The sequence below is a fragment of the Pseudomonas sp. TWR3-1-1 genome (assembly GCF_049896545.1).
Lineage (GTDB): Bacteria > Pseudomonadota > Gammaproteobacteria > Pseudomonadales > Pseudomonadaceae > Aquipseudomonas > Aquipseudomonas weihenstephanensis.
Genome location: NZ_JAFCUO010000002.1, coordinates 156,880 through 175,147, shown reverse-complemented (window position 1 = coordinate 175,147; position 18,268 = coordinate 156,880). Strand labels below are relative to the sequence as shown.

Sequence of the window (18,268 nt, the reverse complement as noted above, 5' to 3'; positions counted from 1 at the left end):
GAGAAACTTGATGGGTGCGGGTTTTAAGAATTAGAAATGCGCTCGGAAAATTTAAATTTTACTTATCTTACTTGTTCATAATTTCTTCGGAGGCACTGTGGATCAGTCTTCTAAGGTTGCCTATATCAAGGCTGCGACTGCGGTCTTTTGACCAGATCATGTCCAGCGTGAATTGTGGGAACCCCATCGGCGGTTCACAGATGACCACACTTTCAGGAATACGAAGTAACGGTAGCAGTTTTGCGGGAAGTGCCAAGGTGGCGGGTACGGCGGCAATAATATTGACGCACGCCTGGTACCCGTTTGCTTTGACTAATACTTTGCGCGCACGGCCTATTTTATCGAGCCAACTGTCGACCATGTTTTTTTCAGAGAGCCAGGGCGTGGGGTATACGTGCGGCGATGCACAAAACTCGTCCAGGCTCATGGTCTTGCCAGCGTCCTGTCTTAGATAACTGGTGAGGCACACAAATTGATCATTCAAGATCGATTGCCATTCCAGTTCCGGGTGAAGTTGGTGATAACCCGGTCCAAACCCGATAGCAATGTCGACGTCCCCGGAAATGAGCCGGTCAATGGGCAGGTCACGGCTCAGGCGTTCCAGATGCAACGAGACAGCGGTCTGCTCTTTGGCCAACGACTGCAGGGCCTGCGGCAAGACAGACAACTCGAAATGCTCGGGTGCACATATTTGCCAGACTTTGGTCACGGCAGCCGAGGGCCAACCGGCTTCCTCCTCTGCACAGCGGTTGACTGATTCCACGACCACGCGCAGATACGGCGCGATTTTTTCTGCTTTCGTTGTGGGGAGTAATGCGCCCTGTGATGAGGCGAACAGCGTGTCGTCGAAACACCCGCGCAGCCTTTTCAAGCAGTAACTGACGGTTGGCTGACTGATGCTCATCAGCTCGGCAGTGCGCTTGGCGCTGCGTTGCTCAAGCAAGTTCAAAAACACGACGATGTCTTGCAGATCCAGTTGCTTGAGATAGTTGCTGTGTAGCATAGAAAGTTCCCTCTAAATTATGCTGATCACTCGGTGGGAGCGGACTCGCCGGGCAGGTGTGTCAGTACGCTTTTCAGCATCCCGGCCAGGGTTTGCCGCTGCTCGGCCTTGAGCGGTGCAAGTACGCAATTCTGGATTTCTGTATGTGTGTTCACCGCCTGTTCAATCAAGGCCTTGCCCCGTTCAGACAGACACACCTGCACGCTGCGTCTGTCTTGCTCATCCACTATGCGCTCGATCATCCCGGCGCTTTCCAGTCGGGTCAAACGGTTGGTCATGGCCCCCGAAGTTATCAACAGTGAGCGATAAAGTTCGGTTGGCGTGAGGCAATAGGGTGCCCCTGAGCGACGAAGAGTGGCCAGGACGTCGAACTCACCTTCTTTAAATCCATATTGAGCCAGGGCTTCAGCACGAAGGCGATCCAGGTGTTTTTGGATGCGGGCCATTCGGCCAAAAATCTCCATCGAGGAGGCGTCTATACCGGGCATTGCTTCAGCCCACTGGGCCACCACAAAATCTACATGGTCTTTCAAAGCTGCTCCTTTTTATTCGTAAACGCATCGGCGTTGGCAGGATAACGAACATTATCGGCTTCCAGATGTCTTAACGTTAAGATATCTTTGTCATCGAACGCAGTTTACGAGGGAGGACGTATGGCATTTTTCGATCACAGTGAAGACCGCTATTACTATTTCGATGCAGGGGCCGGGACTCCAATAGTGCTTCTGCATGGGCTGGGGAACACAGGAAGGGTCTGGGCACCGCAGGTCGTGGACATGCTGCGTTTAGGCCACCGGGTGATTATCCCTGATTTACTGGGGCATGGTGCATCCGCAAATGTCGGTCGGGTGTTCACCGCGCATGAGCAAGCACAGGCGATAGTGGCCCTGCTTGAGTTTCTTGGCTTGGAAAGTGCCTTTTTTATCGGTTTATCGCTCGGCGGTATGGTCGCTCTGGAAGTGGCAGCGCAGTATCCCGACGCGGTCGACAAACTGGTGGTCGCCGGGACGTTTAAAACAATGGCCACGCCGCATCGACAACAGATGCTCGATAGCTGGATAGAGGCGCTGACGCAGCCCGACGGCTGCCTGAAGCGGTTTAAATCGAGCTGGACTGACCTGGTGGGTCAGGCCTTTGCCGACACCTCGGCCGGGATGATGTGTTATCAGGCCTGGCATGCACAGGCGGCGGCGCAAGATGCACGTAACCCTGTTAACTGGTGTGAGGGGATGAAGCGTTACGATGTCGGCCCCCGGTTGGGGCTGATAACCGCTCCGACCCTGGTTCTGGCCGGTGAGGCCGATCCTATGAGTTCTGTTGCGGAAGCTCAGGCAATTGGCGACCTGATCCCGTCGGCCAAAGTTGAAGTGGTGGCGGGTGAAGGGCACGTTTTCAATGTCCCTTGTGCTGCTGAATTCAACCGTCTGGTGACTGATTTTTTGCAAGGACATCGGCATGGATAGTCGCCTCTCAAAAACAATGATTGGCATTCTGGCTGTGCTGGTTGGCATCAACTTGCGGCCCATCATGGCTGCAATCGGGCCTTTGCTGGGCGTCCTGCAAACTGACTTGGCACTGAGCAGCGCTCAGGCAAGCCTGCTCACCACGCTGCCGGTCATGATGATGGGCCTGTTTGCGCTGGCCGGGCCTTGGCTACAGGGTTGGATCGGTGAAAACAAAGGGATTGCCCTGGGCCTGTTGCTCATTGCCGTGGCCAGTGGCGCGCGTGCGTACATTGACGGCTCGTCCAGTTTGATCGCCACGGCGGCCCTGGGCGGTATCGGGATCGCGGTGACCCAGGCGCTGATGCCTGCCTTCCTCAAGCGCAATTATCCCCAGAGTGCAGGCACCTTGATGGGCTTGTTTACGACCGGGATCATGGCCGGGGCGGCCATCGCTTCCGCGTCAGCGGCGCCCAGTGCCGATGTGCTTGGCTGGCGAATGACGCTGGGGATGGCTGCATTCCCGGCAATCATCGCCTTCGGTGTATGGGTGATGAGCGTCAATGACCATCGTCCCCAAGCCAATAAGGCCCGCTTGCCCATCAAAAGCAGCCGTGCATGGCTGCTTATGGCGTTTTTCGGGATAGGCACCGGCGCCTACACCTTGGTGTTGGCCTGGTTGCCGCCGTATTACATCGAGCTGGGTTGGCCAGCGTCCAATGCCGGATATCTGTTGGGAGCACTCACGCTCACAGAGGTGCTGGCCGGGCTTTTTGTATCAGCAATCATTCATCGGTTCCCGGACCGAAGGGGTCCGCTCGCGCTGGTGATTATCCTGGTCATTGCCGGGCTGGGCTGTCTGATTGCGGCGCCGCTCGCACTGGTCGTGCCAGCGACGATTTTGCTTGGGCTGGGCATCGGGGCTCTTTTCCCGCTGTCGTTGATCGTGACCCTGGATCATGCCAGTTCACCCGCCGAAGCGGGGTCGTTGCTGGCGTTTGTCCAGGGGGGCGGTTATTTAATCGCCGGAACCATGCCTTTTTTGGCGGGCGTTTTGCGTGATGAACTGGCCTCGCTTCGACTGGCGTGGGTGGGTATGGCCATCGCCGTGGCCATACTCCTGATCCTGTGCAGGCACTTCGCTCCGCTACGACCGGTTTCACCTGCCTAGCGCGTAGTCGCTGTCGAGGAACGAGGCTGCGATCGGGCGCGAAGCGGCCGTAAGCTTAAACACGGTGGTGCACCAGATGCCGCGAGGTGAGCGTTTTACGATTGCCTGGCGCCCTATCGCATCCGCGCGTAGCTCGCCAGTGACTACAGGTGATTGACCTCAGGACGCCCATGGCGACGTGCGGATGATGTCCACGAAATTCAGCGGTTTGAAATTCGGGTCTTTGTCCACCAGCACGTCGGCATTGACGGTGCCAAAGGTGGTTGCCGGGCGGTGTTTGAAACCGTTGGCGAACGCACACAAGATGCACTCCTTGAACCCTTCGCCACGCGGGTGTGCATGCACCACGGCGTTGCGCTGTTCAGCGCTGAAGGCCGCGTAGTCGATGCCCAGCACGTCCATTTCTACCCCGGCGGTCACCAGCGCCACGTTCGGCCGCAGGTGGTGCGGCACACCCGGTGTGGTGTGCAGGGCGATGGACAACCACACTTGCTCGACATCGTCGTCGCTCAGGCCAAAAGGCTTCATAAAAGCTGTGGCGTTGTTGGCACTGTCCACTTCGAAACGCTCAGTGTTCGTGCGGTGACCTTCAACCAGGCCCACGTCGTGGAACATTGCGCCCACGTAGAGCAACTCCGGGTCATAAGCCAGTTGCCGGCGTTCGCCGCTCAAGGCACCAAATAAAAATACGCGGCGAGAGTGGTTGTAGAGCAGGTCTGATTCAACGTCGCGAATGTATTCGGTGGTGGCCTTGGCCAAAGCGCTATCCGGGATGGCGACGCCGGCGATGGTCTGAGTCATGGCAAATTCCTCAATCAGCGCCACAGTGGCGCTGTCGGGTTCAGTTTGAGCGCAGGCAACAATGGCAACAATCGGCCAATAAGGACGATTCGTGCCAATCAGGTGGCGATGCCGGCCAGCGCTTTTGGCCGGCTTGCTGACAGGCGGCGGGTGAGGTATTTCATCACTCAACTCCTTGATGGCCACTCCCGAGATGACGCTGAATATCGCATTGATTGTTTTCCCCGGTGTGCAAGCGCTGGACGTGACCGGGCCGATGGATGTGTTTGCCGAAGCCAATGGTTTCCTTCCCGCCGAGCAGCGGTATGCGCTGGATGTGGTGGGGTTGGAGGCGGGTTTGTTGACGTGTTCCAACGGCTTGCTGATACAGGCACATCGCCCGTTTAGCCAGGCTCGCAGCCACTACGACATGGTGCTGTGTGCAGGGGGACCGGCGCTGCCAGATGAGGATTTCGGCGCGGATTTCTATCAGTGGTTACACGGTGTTTGCCGACGCTCACGGCGTTTTGGGTCTATCTGTAATGGCGCAACCCTGCTCGCTCGCGCCGGGTTACTCGACGGGCGACGCGTGACCACGCACTGGAATGATGTGGCCTCTCTTGCGCGTTTATGTCCCGGTGCACGGTTGGAAGCAGACCGCCTCTACGTGCAGGATGACAATCTGTACACTTCGGCCGGGGTCACGGCGGGGATTGATTTGTCGTTGTATGTGTTGAGCCAGGACCACGGCCCGCAGGTGGCGTTGAGTGTGGCAAAGCGTTTGGTGGTGTTCACCCAGCGCACGGGCGGGCAATCGCAGTTCAGTCCTTTTTTGATGCCCGTGACCCCGGCCACTTCACCGATCGCAGCGGTGCAGCATTTTGTGATGGAGCATTTGCGGGACGATCTGACCATCAGCCAGTTGGCACAGGCGGCCAACATGAGTGCGCGCAATTTTTCGCGGGTGTTTGCCCGTGACACACAGACCACCCCCGCGCAATTCGTCGAAGGCGCCAGGGTGGACGCTGCACGGGCCATGCTGCAAACCCCCGGCCTTGCGCTTAAAACCGTGGCTTACGCCTGCGGCTTTCGCGATGCGCACCATATGCGCAGCGTATTCATGCGTAGGCTCGGGGTTTCGCCGCAGCAGTTTCGGCTGCATTTTGCGGCGATGACCTGAACCTTTGCCTCGCGTAGCGGCTGATCGGCTTTATTGCGGTAACGGCATCCCTTTAGGCCACAGCAACCAGATATTGCCCTTTTGCTTCATGTCGCCCGCCAGCGCGCCGGCTTCGGGGCCGGTACCGACAAAGAAGTCGGCGCGCACTTCACCCGCAATCGCGCCGCCGGTGTCTTGTGCCGCCACCGGACGCACGATGGGTTGCCCGTCAGCGTGCGTGGTCGACAACCACAGCAGGCTGCCCAATGGAATCACCTTGCGATCCACCGCCACGCTATAGCCTGCGGTCAGTGGCACATTCAACGAGCCGCGAGGGCCTTCGTTGCTGTCGGGGTTCTGGGTGAAAAACACATAGCTGGGGTTGCTGGCCAACAGTTCATTGACCCGCTGCGGGTGCGCCATCGCCCATGCGTGAATGGTGCCCATGGTCACGTCTTCTTTTTTCAACTCGCCTTGTTCAACCAGCCAGCGGCCTATTGGTTTGTACGGGTGGCCATTCTGGTCGGCGTAGCCAATACGCAGTTGGCGGCCGTTATCGAGTTGCACGCGGCCCGATCCCTGAATTTGCAGAAATTGCAGGTCCATCGGATCGGTCAGCCAGGCGATCACCGGGGCGTTCAGGCCCTGGGCGTTGATGGTGGCAGCCGTGTCGTAGGGTTTGATCACACGGCCTTCAAGGCGTCCGCGTAAACGCTTGCCCTTGAGTTCGGGGTAGAGGCTGTCCAGATTGACCACGATCAAATCTGCTGGCACCCCGTAAACCGGAACGTGGGCCACGTCGGTGGCGGTGAGGCTGCCGGGGTAGACCGGTTCGTAATAGCCGGTGATCAGGCCGTCACTGCTGCCTTCGGCGGAACGCAGGCTGTACACGTCGAGATGGGTTTGTAGAAAGCTGCTGATCTGGGCCACATCGGGGTTAGCAGGCAGTTTGGCGGCTTCGCTGCACAGGTTGCCCCAGTTAGGGTCGGCTTTGAGCCGGGTACAGGCGCTGCGCCATGACGTGAAACCGCCTTGCAAATCCGCACCTGTGACCTCGGGCAGCGCACTCCAGTCGGCTTTGCTGTAAGTGGTGTGAGGGGGTTCAGGCTGTTTGGCTTCGTTGTCGGTGCCATTGCACCCTGCCAGCAACATGACGACGGGCAGCGCCCAAGCCAGAGGCTTTAAAAAACGACTCATCTGCGATGTTCCTTTGCGGTTGCCGAGGTCTGATGACCGTCAAGGCAATCCTTATATTCAATAGGGGTATTGGTCTTTGCAGGTGACACGAGGATACTGGCGACCGATTTTCGTGATGTGAAGCGACCATGACTTTGAAACGATTGACTGTTGTACTGCTGGCCTGCCTGACGCTGTCGGCGTGTGGTGGGGTTGATCCCAACTCGCCATTGGGTCAGCGTAAAGCGATTTTCAAGCAGATGCTCAAGACCAGTGAAGACCTGGGCGGCATGCTGCGTGGTCGAATTCCGTTCGATGGCCCGCGTTTTACTGAAGGTGCGGTCAAACTTGATGCATTGGCTCACGAGCCGTGGAAGCATTTCCCACAAGTTAAAGAGTCTGATCAAACCAGCGCGACTGATGATGTCTGGCAAAAACAGGCCCGTTTTCAGGACTTGGCGCGTCAATTGGAAGCAGCGACCGGTGAGCTGGTGATTGCCAGCCAGGTGCAGCCGTATAAAGCCAGCAACCTGACGCCTGCGGTGCAGAAAGTTGAAGACACGTGCAGCGCGTGCCACAAGGAATTTCGCAACCACTGAGTCAGTGTTGAATCAACAGACCCTCACCCTCTCCCTGAGGGAGAGGGGACTGAATGCCTACAGCCTGAGCGCTTCACTCGCCTGATGGACTGAATGCATGCAATCCCCGTTACGCCGCGCATCGGCGCCCTCATCTTGCGGCAGAGGGTGGGGTTGAAGGTGTTGTGGGCTTACTTGTCCAACTGATCCAGCGCTTCCTGCAATTCTTTGCGCGATTCAGCCAGTTTGTTTTTACGCTTGTCGATTTTCTCCGGGTCGCCTTTCTTCATGGCTTTGTCCAGATCCGCCTGACGCTGGCTGACCTCGTGCTTGGCGTCGAGTACCTTTTTTTCGCGTTCTTTTTTCAGGCCAGCCTCTGAGCAATTGGCTTTGACTTCGCTCAGTGCTTTTTCCAGACCCGCCACCTGGAAGGGGTTGTTGTGGGCGCGTGCGTACTCAAGTTGAGTTTCGATATTTTTGACTTTGGCAGCGCAACCGGTCAATTCAGGCGCTTGTTGCGCAGCCATCAGTGGGGCAGCCAGCAGGCCGCAAACAGTGAACAGGGCGAGCGGTGAAAGAAGTTTCATAAAAAAGGCTCCATAACAAAAAGTAACAATACACACAGTGCGGTAGACCCCAGGCGCAGCATGCGCTTGGGTAAACGCTGGCGGAATCAGTCGAAACCGGCAATCCCGACAGCTTGTAATTCTTGGCTCAAGGCCCTTACGTCAGGGTCGCGCAGGAACGCACTCAGCTGTTCGGCGCGACGCGGGCCAATGCCCGGTTCCGCTATCCAGTCCTTGGTGTCGCGTGCAACCAACGCCTGCCAGGACTGCCCCAAGGCGCTGTCACCGGTGGGCGGCAACCCGAGCGCTTTGACCCAGCGTTCGAATGATTGTTGCCGAGCGTTGTGCAAACTCTTCAATAAACGTGCGCTGCTGCGTTCGCCCAAGCCCGTAATACTAGCAAGCTGAGCAGGGTTGAGGGTCAACCAATCCAGCAAGCGGCTGATTTTGCCGGCCTGGATCAACTTCTCCCAAGTGCCTGGGCCGACAAACGGTAGGTCCAGACCTTTTTTGCCACTCAGCCAGTTCAAACGCGCCAAAAACTGGCTTTCGCAGCCCGGTTTCGCTTGCCAACAACTCAATGCGTGGAAGTCATGGGGGTCAGGTGCCTGTACTTCAATACGCTCGGTAGCGCGAAGAACGACGTGATCAAAGCGTGGGATCGTCATGCCCGCCAGGCTGATGGCTACGTGATCGCCGGGGCGAATGTCGAGTGTTTGCCAGCGTTGTAGCGAGCCAAGGCTGATGCGCTGGATTTGCCGGTCGTCGAGCCGAACCGGGGTGAGTTCCAGCATGGGTGTGATACGCCCGGTGCGGCCAATCTTGAACGTTACCTTGCGCACCTCGCTGATGGCCTGCGCATGGGGGTATTTCCAGGCGGCGGCCCAGTTCGGCGGTTTGGCTTGCCAGCGCTTCGCGGCAGGGCGCTGGCTTTGGCGCAAGACCACGCCGTCTGTGGCAAAGGGCAGGGGGCTGTTATGCCAGTGCTGGCGCCAGTGTTGCGCGTGCTCAAGCTGCTCGACGGGGTGGCTGTAGGTCAGGCTGTCAATAAAGCCCAGCGCGCTCAGTTGCTGCAACCGCTCGGATTGGGTGTCCGGGCCATCGGGCCAGTCCCATACAAACAAGCCAATGTCATGGGCGTGTTCCGCTGGCAGGTCATGACGGGCCATTAACCCCGCCACGGTGCTGCGCGCATTGAGGCTGCCGGACGTGGCTTGCACGTGCCCGGACATGCGCCAGTACAACTCACCTTGCAGCACGGCATTTATCGCCAGGGGCAGTTGTTTTGGAATGGCGCTGATCAAGCGTGCGCCGGGTGTCCAGTCTTGCCCTTTCTCACCGTCACCGCGACTGATGACCTGCTGCAAATGGCCTTGCTCATAAACCAGGGTTACTGCGACGCCATCGACTTTGGGTTGTATCCACACCCCCTGACGGTTTTTTAGCCAATGGTTGACGGCCTGTTCGTCGGGCAGCTTTTGCAGTCCGGTCTGGGCTATCGGGTGCCAGACCTTGCCGCGGGCTGTGTGCAGCGGGTTATCCACAGATGTGGCGTCAAAGCAGCGTCGCCAGTGCTCCAGGCGAGCGCGCGACTTATCGTAAACCGCGTCAGTGACGAGTGAGACTGCGCGGCGGTGGTAGCTGTCGTCCCAGGTTTTCAATTGCTGGCTCAGCGTGGCGAGGTGCTGCTGCGCGCGTATTGACGACCAGTCAGGGCAAGTGTCCGCGTGCGCGTTGAGCGTGAGCAGTACGACTATAAAAGCGCCGATAAAACGGAGTGTGGCCAGCATCATGAGCGTCCTTGCCCGGAATGAATGCTTAAGGCTAGCGCAGGTTTTTTTGCAGGCGCATCAGGACGTTTACAGGGTGTTGCGGCCTAGCCAATCTGCGGCCGCAGTTTCTTTTGCCGAAAAAAAGCCCCGGGCAGTCACCTGTCCGGGGCTTTTGGGTGCAGCGGGCGTCGTTAAATGCCAGCAGCAGCGCGCAGCTCTTCAGCGCGGTCGGTACGCTCCCACGTGAACGTGGTGAAGGTATCGTCGCCCACTGTTTTGGTCTGCGGCGTGCGGCCGAAGTGGCCGTAGGCTGCGGTTTCCTGGTACATCGGGTGCAGCAGGTCGAGCATCTTGGTGATCGCGTAAGGACGCAGGTCGAACACGTCACGCACCAGCTTGATGATTTTCTCGTCGGAGATTTTGCCGGTGCCGAAGGTGTTCAACGAAATCGAAGTCGGTTGAGCGACGCCAATTGCGTAGGAAACCTGAATTTCGCAACGCTCAGCCAGGCCGGCAGCCACAATGTTTTTAGCCACATAACGGCCCGCGTAAGCAGCCGAACGGTCTACTTTGGACGGATCTTTACCCGAAAACGCGCCGCCGCCGTGGCGCGCCATGCCGCCGTAGGTGTCAACGATGATCTTGCGACCGGTCAGGCCGCAGTCGCCCACCGGGCCACCGATGATGAACTGGCCAGTCGGGTTGATGTGGAACTGGGTGTCTTTGTGCAGCAGTTCGGCAGGCAACACGTGCTTGACGATCAGCTCCATCACGCCTTCGCGCAGGTCAGCAGCGCTGACGTCCGGGCTGTGCTGGGTCGACAGCACGATGGCGTCGATGCCTACCACTTTGCCGTTGTCGTAACGGCACGTAACCTGAGATTTGGCATCCGGGCGCAGCCACGGCAGCAGGCCGGACTTGCGGGCTTCAGCCTGGCGCTGTACCAACTGGTGCGAGAAGGTGATCGGTGCTGGCATCAGCACCTCGGTTTCGTTGCTGGCGTAGCCGAACATCAGGCCCTGGTCGCCAGCGCCCTGATCTTCAGGCTTGGCGCGGTCAACGCCCTGGTTGATGTCAGGGGACTGCTTGCCGATGATGTTCATCACGCCGCAGGTCGCGCCGTCGAAACCGACGTCGGAGCTGGTGTAACCGATGTCGGTGATCACGTCACGAACGATCTGCTCCAGGTCAACCCAGGCCGAGGTGGTGACTTCGCCTGCGATGATCGCTACGCCGGTTTTCACCAGAGTCTCGCACGCCACACGGGCGAACTTGTCTTCAGCAATGATGGCGTCCAGCACCGCGTCAGAAATCTGGTCGGCGATTTTGTCCGGATGCCCTTCAGACACGGACTCGGAGGTGAAAAGGGAGTATTCGCTCATCTCGACGGTTTCCTAATATTTACCGATGGTGAGTGTTGCCAGAGGGTCGCTGAAAGTGGCGGACCTGAATCTGGAAACCATTACGTAAGCCTACATAGAGGCTTTCCCCGGGAACCAGTCCCGCAGCGGTGGCCCAACGGGCCAGATCATCTTGTTCAAAACCTAACCATAAATCACCGCACGCCTCGCGGGCCCACGCCTGATTATGGCTACACAACTCTGTTACCAGCAGGCTACCGCCAGGTTGCAGCAGGGTCGCCAGTTGCTTTAATGCGTCGGCCGGTGCGGCGAAATGGTGCAAGACCATGTTCACCACCACGCAATCGACCAGGATCTGCGAACCGTTGAGCGCGTCTGCCAAGGTCAGGCTGACGTTGCTCAGCGCTTCTCGCTCACACACCTGGCGCGCCAGTTCGAGCATCGCCGGGCTGTTGTCCAGGGCCGTGACCTGATGAAAGCGGCGGGCCAGATCAGGCAAAAAGCTGCCGTCGCCGGGGCCGACTTCAAGGGCCGTGGCCGCAGGGCTAAAACTCAGTTTGTCGAGCAGTGCCAGTACGCTGTCACGGTACTGCGGCAAGCCTGCAATCAGGTCTTGCTGGGCGCGAAACTTCTCGGCAATGCGTGAGAAAAAATCTTGGCTAGCGGCAGCGCGCTGCCCGTGTACGGCGCTGATGCGCGCTTGTACCTCTGCGGGCAAGGTCAGGTTGTCGACCTCTCCCAGCAACGCGGCGTGTAGCGTGCCGCCCAATTGCTCGGTGTGGGGCAGGGCGCGGCGATAAAAGATCGCATTGCCTTCGCGGCGGGTGGCCACCAGCCTGGCCTGGGACAGCACCTTGAGGTGATGGCTCATGCCCGACTGGCCGGTTGCAAAAATCTGTGTCAGTTCCAGCACGCCAAATGAATCATTGGCCAACGCGCGCAGCACATTGAGTCGCAGCGGATCACCTCCAGCCTTGCACAGGGCGGAGAGCTCGTCGCAATCGTCATGGCGAATTGAAGGCACGCGTAAGTTCATGGGGTGGCAGTCTAGTTACCCGTTTGTGTCGTCGCAAGTTCAATATCAAAACTTTTTGATATTGGTCGATAAGTGGTGCGTTTGTCGGACGGGTTCTGTGAATGGACGAGCGAAGCGGGCCAATCCTCAGCAGATTGAACGGTTAAGCGCAGGAAAAACCGCTCAAGTGACTATCTGTCATTGCCCGAGGGCGCTGCCTGAGGGAAAATGCTCGCCTTTTTTCCGTTTCGTTTTATTTATCAATACCCAGGAGAACAGCGATGCCCAGCCGTCGTGAGCGTGCCAACGCCATTCGTGCACTCAGCATGGATGCCGTGCAAAAAGCCAACAGCGGCCATCCAGGTGCCCCTATGGGCATGGCGGATATCGCCGAAGTTCTGTGGCGCGATTATCTGAAGCACAACCCGAGCAACCCGTCGTTCGCTGACCGTGACCGCTTCGTGCTGTCCAACGGCCACGGTTCGATGCTGATCTACTCGTTGCTGCACCTGACCGGTTACGACCTGTCGATCGATGACCTGAAAAACTTCCGCCAGTTGCACAGCCGCACCCCCGGTCACCCGGAGCTGGGCTACACGCCGGGCGTTGAAACCACGACCGGCCCATTGGGTCAGGGTTTGGCCAACGCCGTGGGTTTTGCCCTGGCAGAAAAAGTCATGGGCGCGCAGTTCAACCGTCCTGGCCACGACATTGTTGATCACCACACCTACGTGTTCCTGGGTGATGGCTGCATGATGGAAGGCATTTCCCACGAAGTTGGCTCGCTGGCCGGTACATTGGGCCTGGGCAAACTGATCGCCTTCTACGACGACAACGGCATCTCCATCGATGGCGAAGTTGAAGGCTGGTTCACCGACGACACGCCAAAGCGTTTCGAAGCCTACAACTGGCAAGTGATCCGCAACGTTGACGGTCACGACCCGGAAGAAATCAAAACCGCGATCGAAACCGCGCGCAAAAGCGATCAGCCAACCCTGATCTGCTGCAAAACCACCATCGGTTTTGGCTCGCCAAACAAGCAGGGCAAGGAAGATTGCCACGGTGCCCCACTGGGTAACGACGAAATCGCCTTGACCCGCACTGCGCTGAACTGGAACTACGCGCCGTTTGAAATCCCGGCCGATATCTACGCCGAATGGGATGCCAAGCAGGCCGGTGCCGCAGTTGAATCCGAGTGGGACAAGCGCTTCGCAGCCTATGCCGCCGCATTCCCGGAACTGGCGTCTGAGCTGTCTCGTCGTCTTAAGGGCGACCTGCCGGCCGACTTCGATGCCAAGGCGACGGCCTACATCAATGAAGTGGCCGCCAAAGGCGAGACCATCGCCAGCCGTAAAGCCAGCCAGAACACCCTGAACGCTTTCGGCCCGCTGTTGCCGGAACTGCTCGGCGGTTCGGCTGACCTGGCCGGTTCCAACCTGACCCTGTGGAAAGGTTGCAAAGGTGTGTCGGCTGAAGACGCCAGCGGTAACTACATGTACTACGGTGTGCGTGAGTTCGGCATGAGCGCGATCATGAACGGCGTTGCCGTGCATGGCGGCCTGGTGCCTTACGGCGCGACCTTCCTGATGTTCATGGAATACGCCCGTAACGCGATCCGCATGTCGGCTTTGATGAAGCAGCGTGTGATCTACGTGTTCACCCACGACTCCATCGGTCTGGGCGAAGACGGCCCGACGCACCAGCCGGTCGAGCAACTGACCAGCCTGCGTACCACGCCGAACCTGGACACCTGGCGCCCTGCCGACGCGGTTGAATCCGCAGCGGCCTGGAAATTCGCCCTTGAGCGTAAAGACGGCCCGTCGGCGCTGATCTTCTCGCGTCAGAACCTGAACCACCAAACCCGTGATGCCGCGCAAATTGCCGACATCAACCGGGGCGGTTACGTGCTCAAAGACTGCGCAGGCGAGCCTGAGCTGATCCTGATCTCCGCCGGTTCTGAAATTGGCCTGACCGTTCAGGCGTACGAGAAGCTGACCGAGCAAGGCCGCAAGGTCCGTGTGGTGTCGATGCCGTGCACCAGCGTGTATGAAGCTCAGGACGCAGGCTACAAGCAGTCGGTTTTGCCGTTGCAAGTCAGCGCGCGTATTGCCATCGAAGCATCCCACGCGGACTACTGGTACAAGTACGTGGGTCTGGAAGGTCGCGTCATCGGCATGACCACCTACGGCGAGTCGGCGCCTGCGCCTGCCTTGTTCGAGGAGTTCGGTTTCACCCTGGAAAACATCCTGGATCAGGCTCAAGAGCTGCTGGAAGACTAAATCACAACGCGGTGGCCCTTGGCTGCCGCGCTCCCCGTAGTCGCTGCCGCAGGCTGCGAAGGGTTGTTCTGCAACCCGTTTCTTGAAGGCCCTGCGGTCCTTCTCGCAGCCTTTGGCAGCGACTACAGGTTTTGAATAAGAGAACCCCATGCCTGAACTGCGTCCTTACAAAGTTGCACTCAACGGCTACGGCCGCATTGGTCGTTGCGTCTTGCGTGCGTTGTTTGAACGGGGCGCGGCTGCCGGGTTTGAAATTGTTGCACTTAATGATTTGGCCGACATGGCCAGTCTCGAATATTTGACGCGCTTCGACTCCACACATGGCCGGTTTCCCGGCGAGATACGGATCGAAGGCGACTGCCTGCATATCAATGGCGACTGCGTGAAAGTGTTCCGCAGTGCCACCCCCGAAGGCATCGACTGGGCCGCATTGGGCGTAGATTTGGTGCTGGAATGCTCCGGTGCCTACAACACGCGCGCTGACGGCCAACGTTTTCTGGATGCCGGCGCACCGGCGGTGCTGTTTTCGCAACCGATGGCCAGCGAGGCAGATGCTGACGCCACCATCGTGTACGGCGTGAACCAGCACAGCCTGAGCGGCACCGAACGCCTGATTTCCAACGCTTCTTGCACCACCAACTGCGGCGTGCCGCTGCTGCGCTTGCTGGATAAAGCGTTTGGTCTGGAATACGTGTCGATCACCACCATTCACTCGGCGATGAACGATCAGCCGGTGATTGACGCTTACCACGACGAAGACCTTCGTCGTACACGTTCGGCGTTTCAGTCCGTGATTCCGGTGTCCACCGGTCTGGCTAAAGGCATCGAACGTTTGTTGCCGGAACTTGCTGGCCGAATTCAAGCCAAAGCCGTACGGGTGCCGACCTTGAATGTGTCGTGCCTGGATATCACGTTGACTACTGCGCGCGACACAACCGCGCAGGAAGTGAACGACATGCTGCGCGAGGCTGCCACCAGCGGCCCGCTCAAAGGCTTGTTGGCATACACCGAGTTGCCGCACGCCAGCTGTGATTTCAACCATGACCCGCATTCGGCGATTGTTGACGCCAGCCAGACCCGCGTTTCCGGCCCCCGGCTGGTCAACCTGCTGGCGTGGTTCGACAACGAATGGGGGTTTGCCAATCGAATGATCGATGTGGCTGAGCACTATCTGCACGTAACTCACCCAAAATCCGCTCTCTAACATTAGAAACTCAGGAACTGCGACCCATGACCGTGTTGAAGATGACCGACCTCGATCTGCAAGGTAAGCGCGTGCTGATCCGCGAAGACCTCAACGTCCCAGTCAAGGACGGTGTTGTCACCAGCGATGCGCGCATCCTTGCTTCGCTGCCGACCATCAAGCTGGCGTTGGAAAAAGGCGCGGCAGTCATGGTCTGCTCGCACCTGGGCCGTCCGACTGAAGGCGAGTTTTCAGCTGAAAACAGCCTCAAGCCTGTTGCTGATTACTTGAGCAAAGCGCTGGGCCGTGAAGTGCCGCTGGTGAGCGACTACCTCGATGGCGTGGACGTTAAAGCCGGCGACATCGTGCTGTTCGAAAACGTGCGCTTCAACAAAGGCGAAAAGAAAAACGCCGACGAATTGGCCAAGCAATACGCGGCCCTGTGCGACGTGTTTGTGATGGATGCCTTTGGCACTGCACACCGCGCCGAAGGCTCGACCCACGGCGTGGCCAAGTTCGCCAAAGTGGCGGCCGCGGGCCCGTTGCTGGCGGCGGAACTGGACGCACTGGGCAAAGCCCTGGGTGCTCCGGCCAAGCCAATGGCTGCGATTGTTGCAGGCTCCAAGGTGTCGACCAAACTTGACGTACTCAACAGCCTGAGCCAGATCTGCGACCTGCTGATCGTTGGCGGTGGCATTGCCAACACGTTCCTCGCGGCGGCCGGTCATCCAGTGGGCAAATCGCTGTACGAGCCTGATTTGCTGGACACCGCGCGTGCCATCGCCGCCAAGGTCAACGTGCCGTTGCCTACCGATGTGGTCGTGGCCAAGGAATTTGCTGAAAGCGCCGAAGCCACCGTCAAGCTGATTGCTGATGTGGCAGCAGACGACATGATTCTGGATATCGGCCCACAAACAGCCGAGCACTTCGCGCAGTTGTTGAAGACCTCGAAGACTATCCTGTGGAACGGACCTGTCGGCGTGTTCGAGTTCGATCAGTTCGGCAACGGTACCAAAGTGCTGGCCAAGGCCATCGCTGACAGCGCTGCATTTTCTATTGCAGGCGGCGGCGACACATTGGCGGCAATCGACAAGTACGGTGTGGCCGATCAAATTTCCTACATCTCCACCGGTGGCGGTGCATTCCTTGAGTTCGTTGAAGGCAAAGTGCTGCCTGCTGTAGAAGTGCTGGAAAGCCGCGCCAAAGCCTGAAAATGATTCAGGCCCTGAAAGGAAGCATGGACATGGTCAAGTTGTTACCGCTGTTGATGATCGCGGGCTTGTTGGCCGGTTGCGCCGGTTCAAGCGAGCCGGCACCTGAAGCGGCTACGCCTGAAGAGAGCGGCTGCTATCAGGCCGACTGGCAGGCGCAGAGCGTGCCATTGGTCAATAAACGATCAGGGCCGCAAGCGCTGGAAAAATACGAGTCACCCACGCCTTCAAATGTGCGCGGGTGCCCATGATTTGAACACGCCAGCTCCTACAGAGCGCCGTGTAGCTATGGCTGGAGCTGTAACGTTTCAGCCAAAACGAATTCGCAGTAAAGGGCCAAACCCCCGATCTGCAAAAACTTGAATAGCAGCTGCCGCTACGGCAGGCTTGCACGATTAACGACCCTCGTCCGGGAGAGAGACACACAATGGCACTTATCAGCATGCGTCAGATGCTGGACCACGCCGCCGAATTCGGCTACGGCGTTCCAGCTTTTAACGTCAACAACCTTGAGCAGATGCGCGCCATTATGGAAGCCGCTGACAAGACTGACTCCCCGGTGATCGTTCAGGCTTCGGCCGGTGCGCGCAAGTACGCAGGTGCTCCGTTCCTGCGTCACCTGATTCTGGCTGCAATCGAAGAGTTCCCGCATATCCCGGTGTGCATGCACCAGGACCACGGCACCAGCCCTGACGTGTGCCAACGTTCGATCCAGCTGGGTTTCAGCTCGGTGATGATGGACGGCTCGCTCGGCGAAGACGGCAAGACCCCGACTGACTACGATTACAACGTGCGTGTCACCCAGCAGACAGTTGCGCTGGCCCATGCGTGCGGTGTGTCGGTAGAAGGCGAGCTGGGCTGCCTGGGTTCGCTGGAAACCGGTATGGCCGGTGAAGAAGACGGTATCGGCGCTGAAGGCGTTCTGGATCACAGCCAAATGCTGACCGATCCCGAAGAAGCGGCTGACTTTGTGAAGCGCACCCAAGTGGACGCCCTGGCCATTGCCATTGGTACGTCCCACGGCGCGTACAAGTTCACCAAGCCACCGACCGGCGACGTGTTGGCGATTGACCGCATCAAAGAAATCCACAAACGCATTCCGAACACTCACCTGGTGATGCACGGTTCGTCTTCGGTGCCGCAAGAGTGGCTGAAAATCATCAACGAGTACGGCGGCGACATCAAGGAAACCTACGGTGTGCCGGTTGAAGAAATCGTTGAAGGCATCAAGCACGGCGTGCGCAAGGTCAACATCGACACCGACTTGCGTCTGGCATCGACGGGCGCCATGCGTCGCCTGATGGCGACCAACCCAAGCGAGTTTGACCCGCGCAAGTTCTTCGGCGCGACCGTGACGGCCATGCGTGACGTGTGCATCGCCCGTTACGAAGCCTTCGGTACCGCTGGCAACGCTTCGAAGATCAAGCCGATCTCCCTGGAAGCCATGTACCAGCGTTACCTCAAGGGTGAACTGAACGCCAAGGTCAACTAAGGCCTGTTTTTAGGCGCTGGCGAAGGCTGTGGGCTTTCAAGATCAAAAGCTCGCAGCCCTCGCTGGTTCCTGCAAAAAGG

At 58.4% G+C, this 18,268-nt stretch carries 17 protein-coding genes; 9 read left to right on the top strand and 8 right to left on the bottom strand.

Going from position 1 to position 18,268, the window contains the following annotated elements:
- Positions 1-67: 67 nt before the first annotated feature.
- Positions 68-1,003: a LysR family transcriptional regulator gene (locus ACP7A4_RS06295; RefSeq protein WP_048364122.1), complete on the bottom strand. Its 936-nt coding sequence runs from the start codon at positions 1,001-1,003 to the stop codon at positions 68-70.
- Between the two features lie 26 nt (positions 1,004-1,029).
- A complete protein-coding gene (locus ACP7A4_RS06290; protein ID WP_426246044.1) occupies positions 1,030-1,536 on the bottom strand; it encodes a MarR family winged helix-turn-helix transcriptional regulator in 507 nt (168 codons plus the stop codon).
- A 120-nt stretch (positions 1,537-1,656) separates the two neighbouring features.
- Here ACP7A4_RS06290 and ACP7A4_RS06285 point away from each other — a divergent pair, with 120 nt between their 5' ends.
- Both ACP7A4_RS06285 and ACP7A4_RS06280 read left to right on the top strand, forming a co-directional pair.
- Positions 1,657-2,466 carry an alpha/beta fold hydrolase gene (locus tag ACP7A4_RS06285; protein WP_203301972.1) on the top strand — a complete coding sequence of 270 codons (810 nt, stop codon included), beginning with the start codon at positions 1,657-1,659 and terminating at the stop codon, positions 2,464-2,466.
- A complete protein-coding gene (locus tag ACP7A4_RS06280) occupies positions 2,459-3,616 on the top strand; it encodes an MFS transporter (protein WP_059765430.1) in 1,158 nt (385 codons plus the stop codon). Before ACP7A4_RS06285 ends, ACP7A4_RS06280 begins: the two co-directional genes overlap by 8 nt.
- Positions 3,617-3,775: 159 nt before the next feature.
- Here the strand turns inward: ACP7A4_RS06280 and ACP7A4_RS06275 are convergent, their stop codons facing one another.
- Positions 3,776-4,417, bottom strand: a complete 642-nt coding sequence (locus ACP7A4_RS06275; RefSeq protein ID WP_426246041.1) for an HD domain-containing protein — start codon at positions 4,415-4,417, stop codon at positions 3,776-3,778.
- Positions 4,418-4,610: 193 nt separating this feature from the next.
- On the opposite strand from ACP7A4_RS06275, the gene ACP7A4_RS06270 reads away from it, so the two are divergent.
- Entirely contained in the window at positions 4,611-5,576 is a 966-nt protein-coding gene (locus ACP7A4_RS06270; RefSeq protein ID WP_426246039.1) for a GlxA family transcriptional regulator, read from the top strand.
- Between the two features lie 30 nt (positions 5,577-5,606).
- On the opposite strand, the gene mltA is transcribed toward ACP7A4_RS06270, so the two are convergent.
- Positions 5,607-6,752 (bottom strand): murein transglycosylase A, encoded by a 1,146-nt coding sequence (mltA, locus tag ACP7A4_RS06265; protein ID WP_048402214.1) that lies wholly within the window; start codon positions 6,750-6,752, stop codon positions 5,607-5,609.
- 128 nt (positions 6,753-6,880) lie between these two features.
- Between mltA and ACP7A4_RS06260 the strand changes: the two genes are divergently transcribed.
- On the top strand, positions 6,881-7,330 hold the full coding sequence (locus tag ACP7A4_RS06260; protein WP_059765426.1) for a c-type cytochrome: 450 nt from the start codon (positions 6,881-6,883) through the stop codon (positions 7,328-7,330).
- Between the two features lie 170 nt (positions 7,331-7,500).
- Here the strand turns inward: ACP7A4_RS06260 and ACP7A4_RS06255 are convergent, their stop codons facing one another.
- From ACP7A4_RS06255 to ACP7A4_RS06240, 4 genes are all read right to left on the bottom strand, one after another.
- Positions 7,501-7,896, bottom strand: a complete 396-nt coding sequence (locus tag ACP7A4_RS06255; RefSeq protein ID WP_426246036.1) for a DUF1090 domain-containing protein — start codon at positions 7,894-7,896, stop codon at positions 7,501-7,503.
- An 86-nt stretch (positions 7,897-7,982) separates the two neighbouring features.
- Positions 7,983-9,665: an NAD-dependent DNA ligase LigB gene (gene ligB / locus ACP7A4_RS06250; protein ID WP_426246035.1), complete on the bottom strand. Its 1,683-nt coding sequence runs from the start codon at positions 9,663-9,665 to the stop codon at positions 7,983-7,985.
- 173 nt (positions 9,666-9,838) lie between these two features.
- Positions 9,839-11,029, bottom strand: a complete 1,191-nt coding sequence (gene metK, locus ACP7A4_RS06245; protein ID WP_048364130.1) for a methionine adenosyltransferase — start codon at positions 11,027-11,029, stop codon at positions 9,839-9,841.
- 19 nt (positions 11,030-11,048) lie between these two features.
- Positions 11,049-12,044, bottom strand: a complete 996-nt coding sequence (locus ACP7A4_RS06240) for an ArsR/SmtB family transcription factor (RefSeq protein WP_426246032.1) — start codon at positions 12,042-12,044, stop codon at positions 11,049-11,051.
- Between the two features lie 260 nt (positions 12,045-12,304).
- On the opposite strand from ACP7A4_RS06240, the gene tkt reads away from it, so the two are divergent.
- The 5 genes from tkt (at position 12,305) to fba (ending at position 18,188) form a co-directional block, all read left to right on the top strand.
- Positions 12,305-14,302: a transketolase gene (gene tkt, locus ACP7A4_RS06235; RefSeq protein WP_048402212.1), complete on the top strand. Its 1,998-nt coding sequence runs from the start codon at positions 12,305-12,307 to the stop codon at positions 14,300-14,302.
- A 148-nt stretch (positions 14,303-14,450) separates the two neighbouring features.
- On the top strand, positions 14,451-15,506 hold the full coding sequence (epd, locus tag ACP7A4_RS06230) for an erythrose-4-phosphate dehydrogenase (RefSeq protein ID WP_426246030.1): 1,056 nt from the start codon (positions 14,451-14,453) through the stop codon (positions 15,504-15,506).
- Between the two features lie 26 nt (positions 15,507-15,532).
- Positions 15,533-16,696 (top strand): phosphoglycerate kinase, encoded by a 1,164-nt coding sequence (locus ACP7A4_RS06225; RefSeq protein ID WP_059765417.1) that lies wholly within the window; start codon positions 15,533-15,535, stop codon positions 16,694-16,696.
- A gap of 32 nt (positions 16,697-16,728) precedes the next feature.
- Complete coding sequence (locus ACP7A4_RS06220; RefSeq protein ID WP_059766193.1) at positions 16,729-16,947, top strand: hypothetical protein; 219 nt, start codon at positions 16,729-16,731, stop codon at positions 16,945-16,947.
- Positions 16,948-17,123: 176 nt separating this feature from the next.
- Positions 17,124-18,188 (top strand): class II fructose-bisphosphate aldolase, encoded by a 1,065-nt coding sequence (gene fba / locus ACP7A4_RS06215; protein ID WP_047278209.1) that lies wholly within the window; start codon positions 17,124-17,126, stop codon positions 18,186-18,188.
- Positions 18,189-18,268 lie beyond the last annotated feature (80 nt).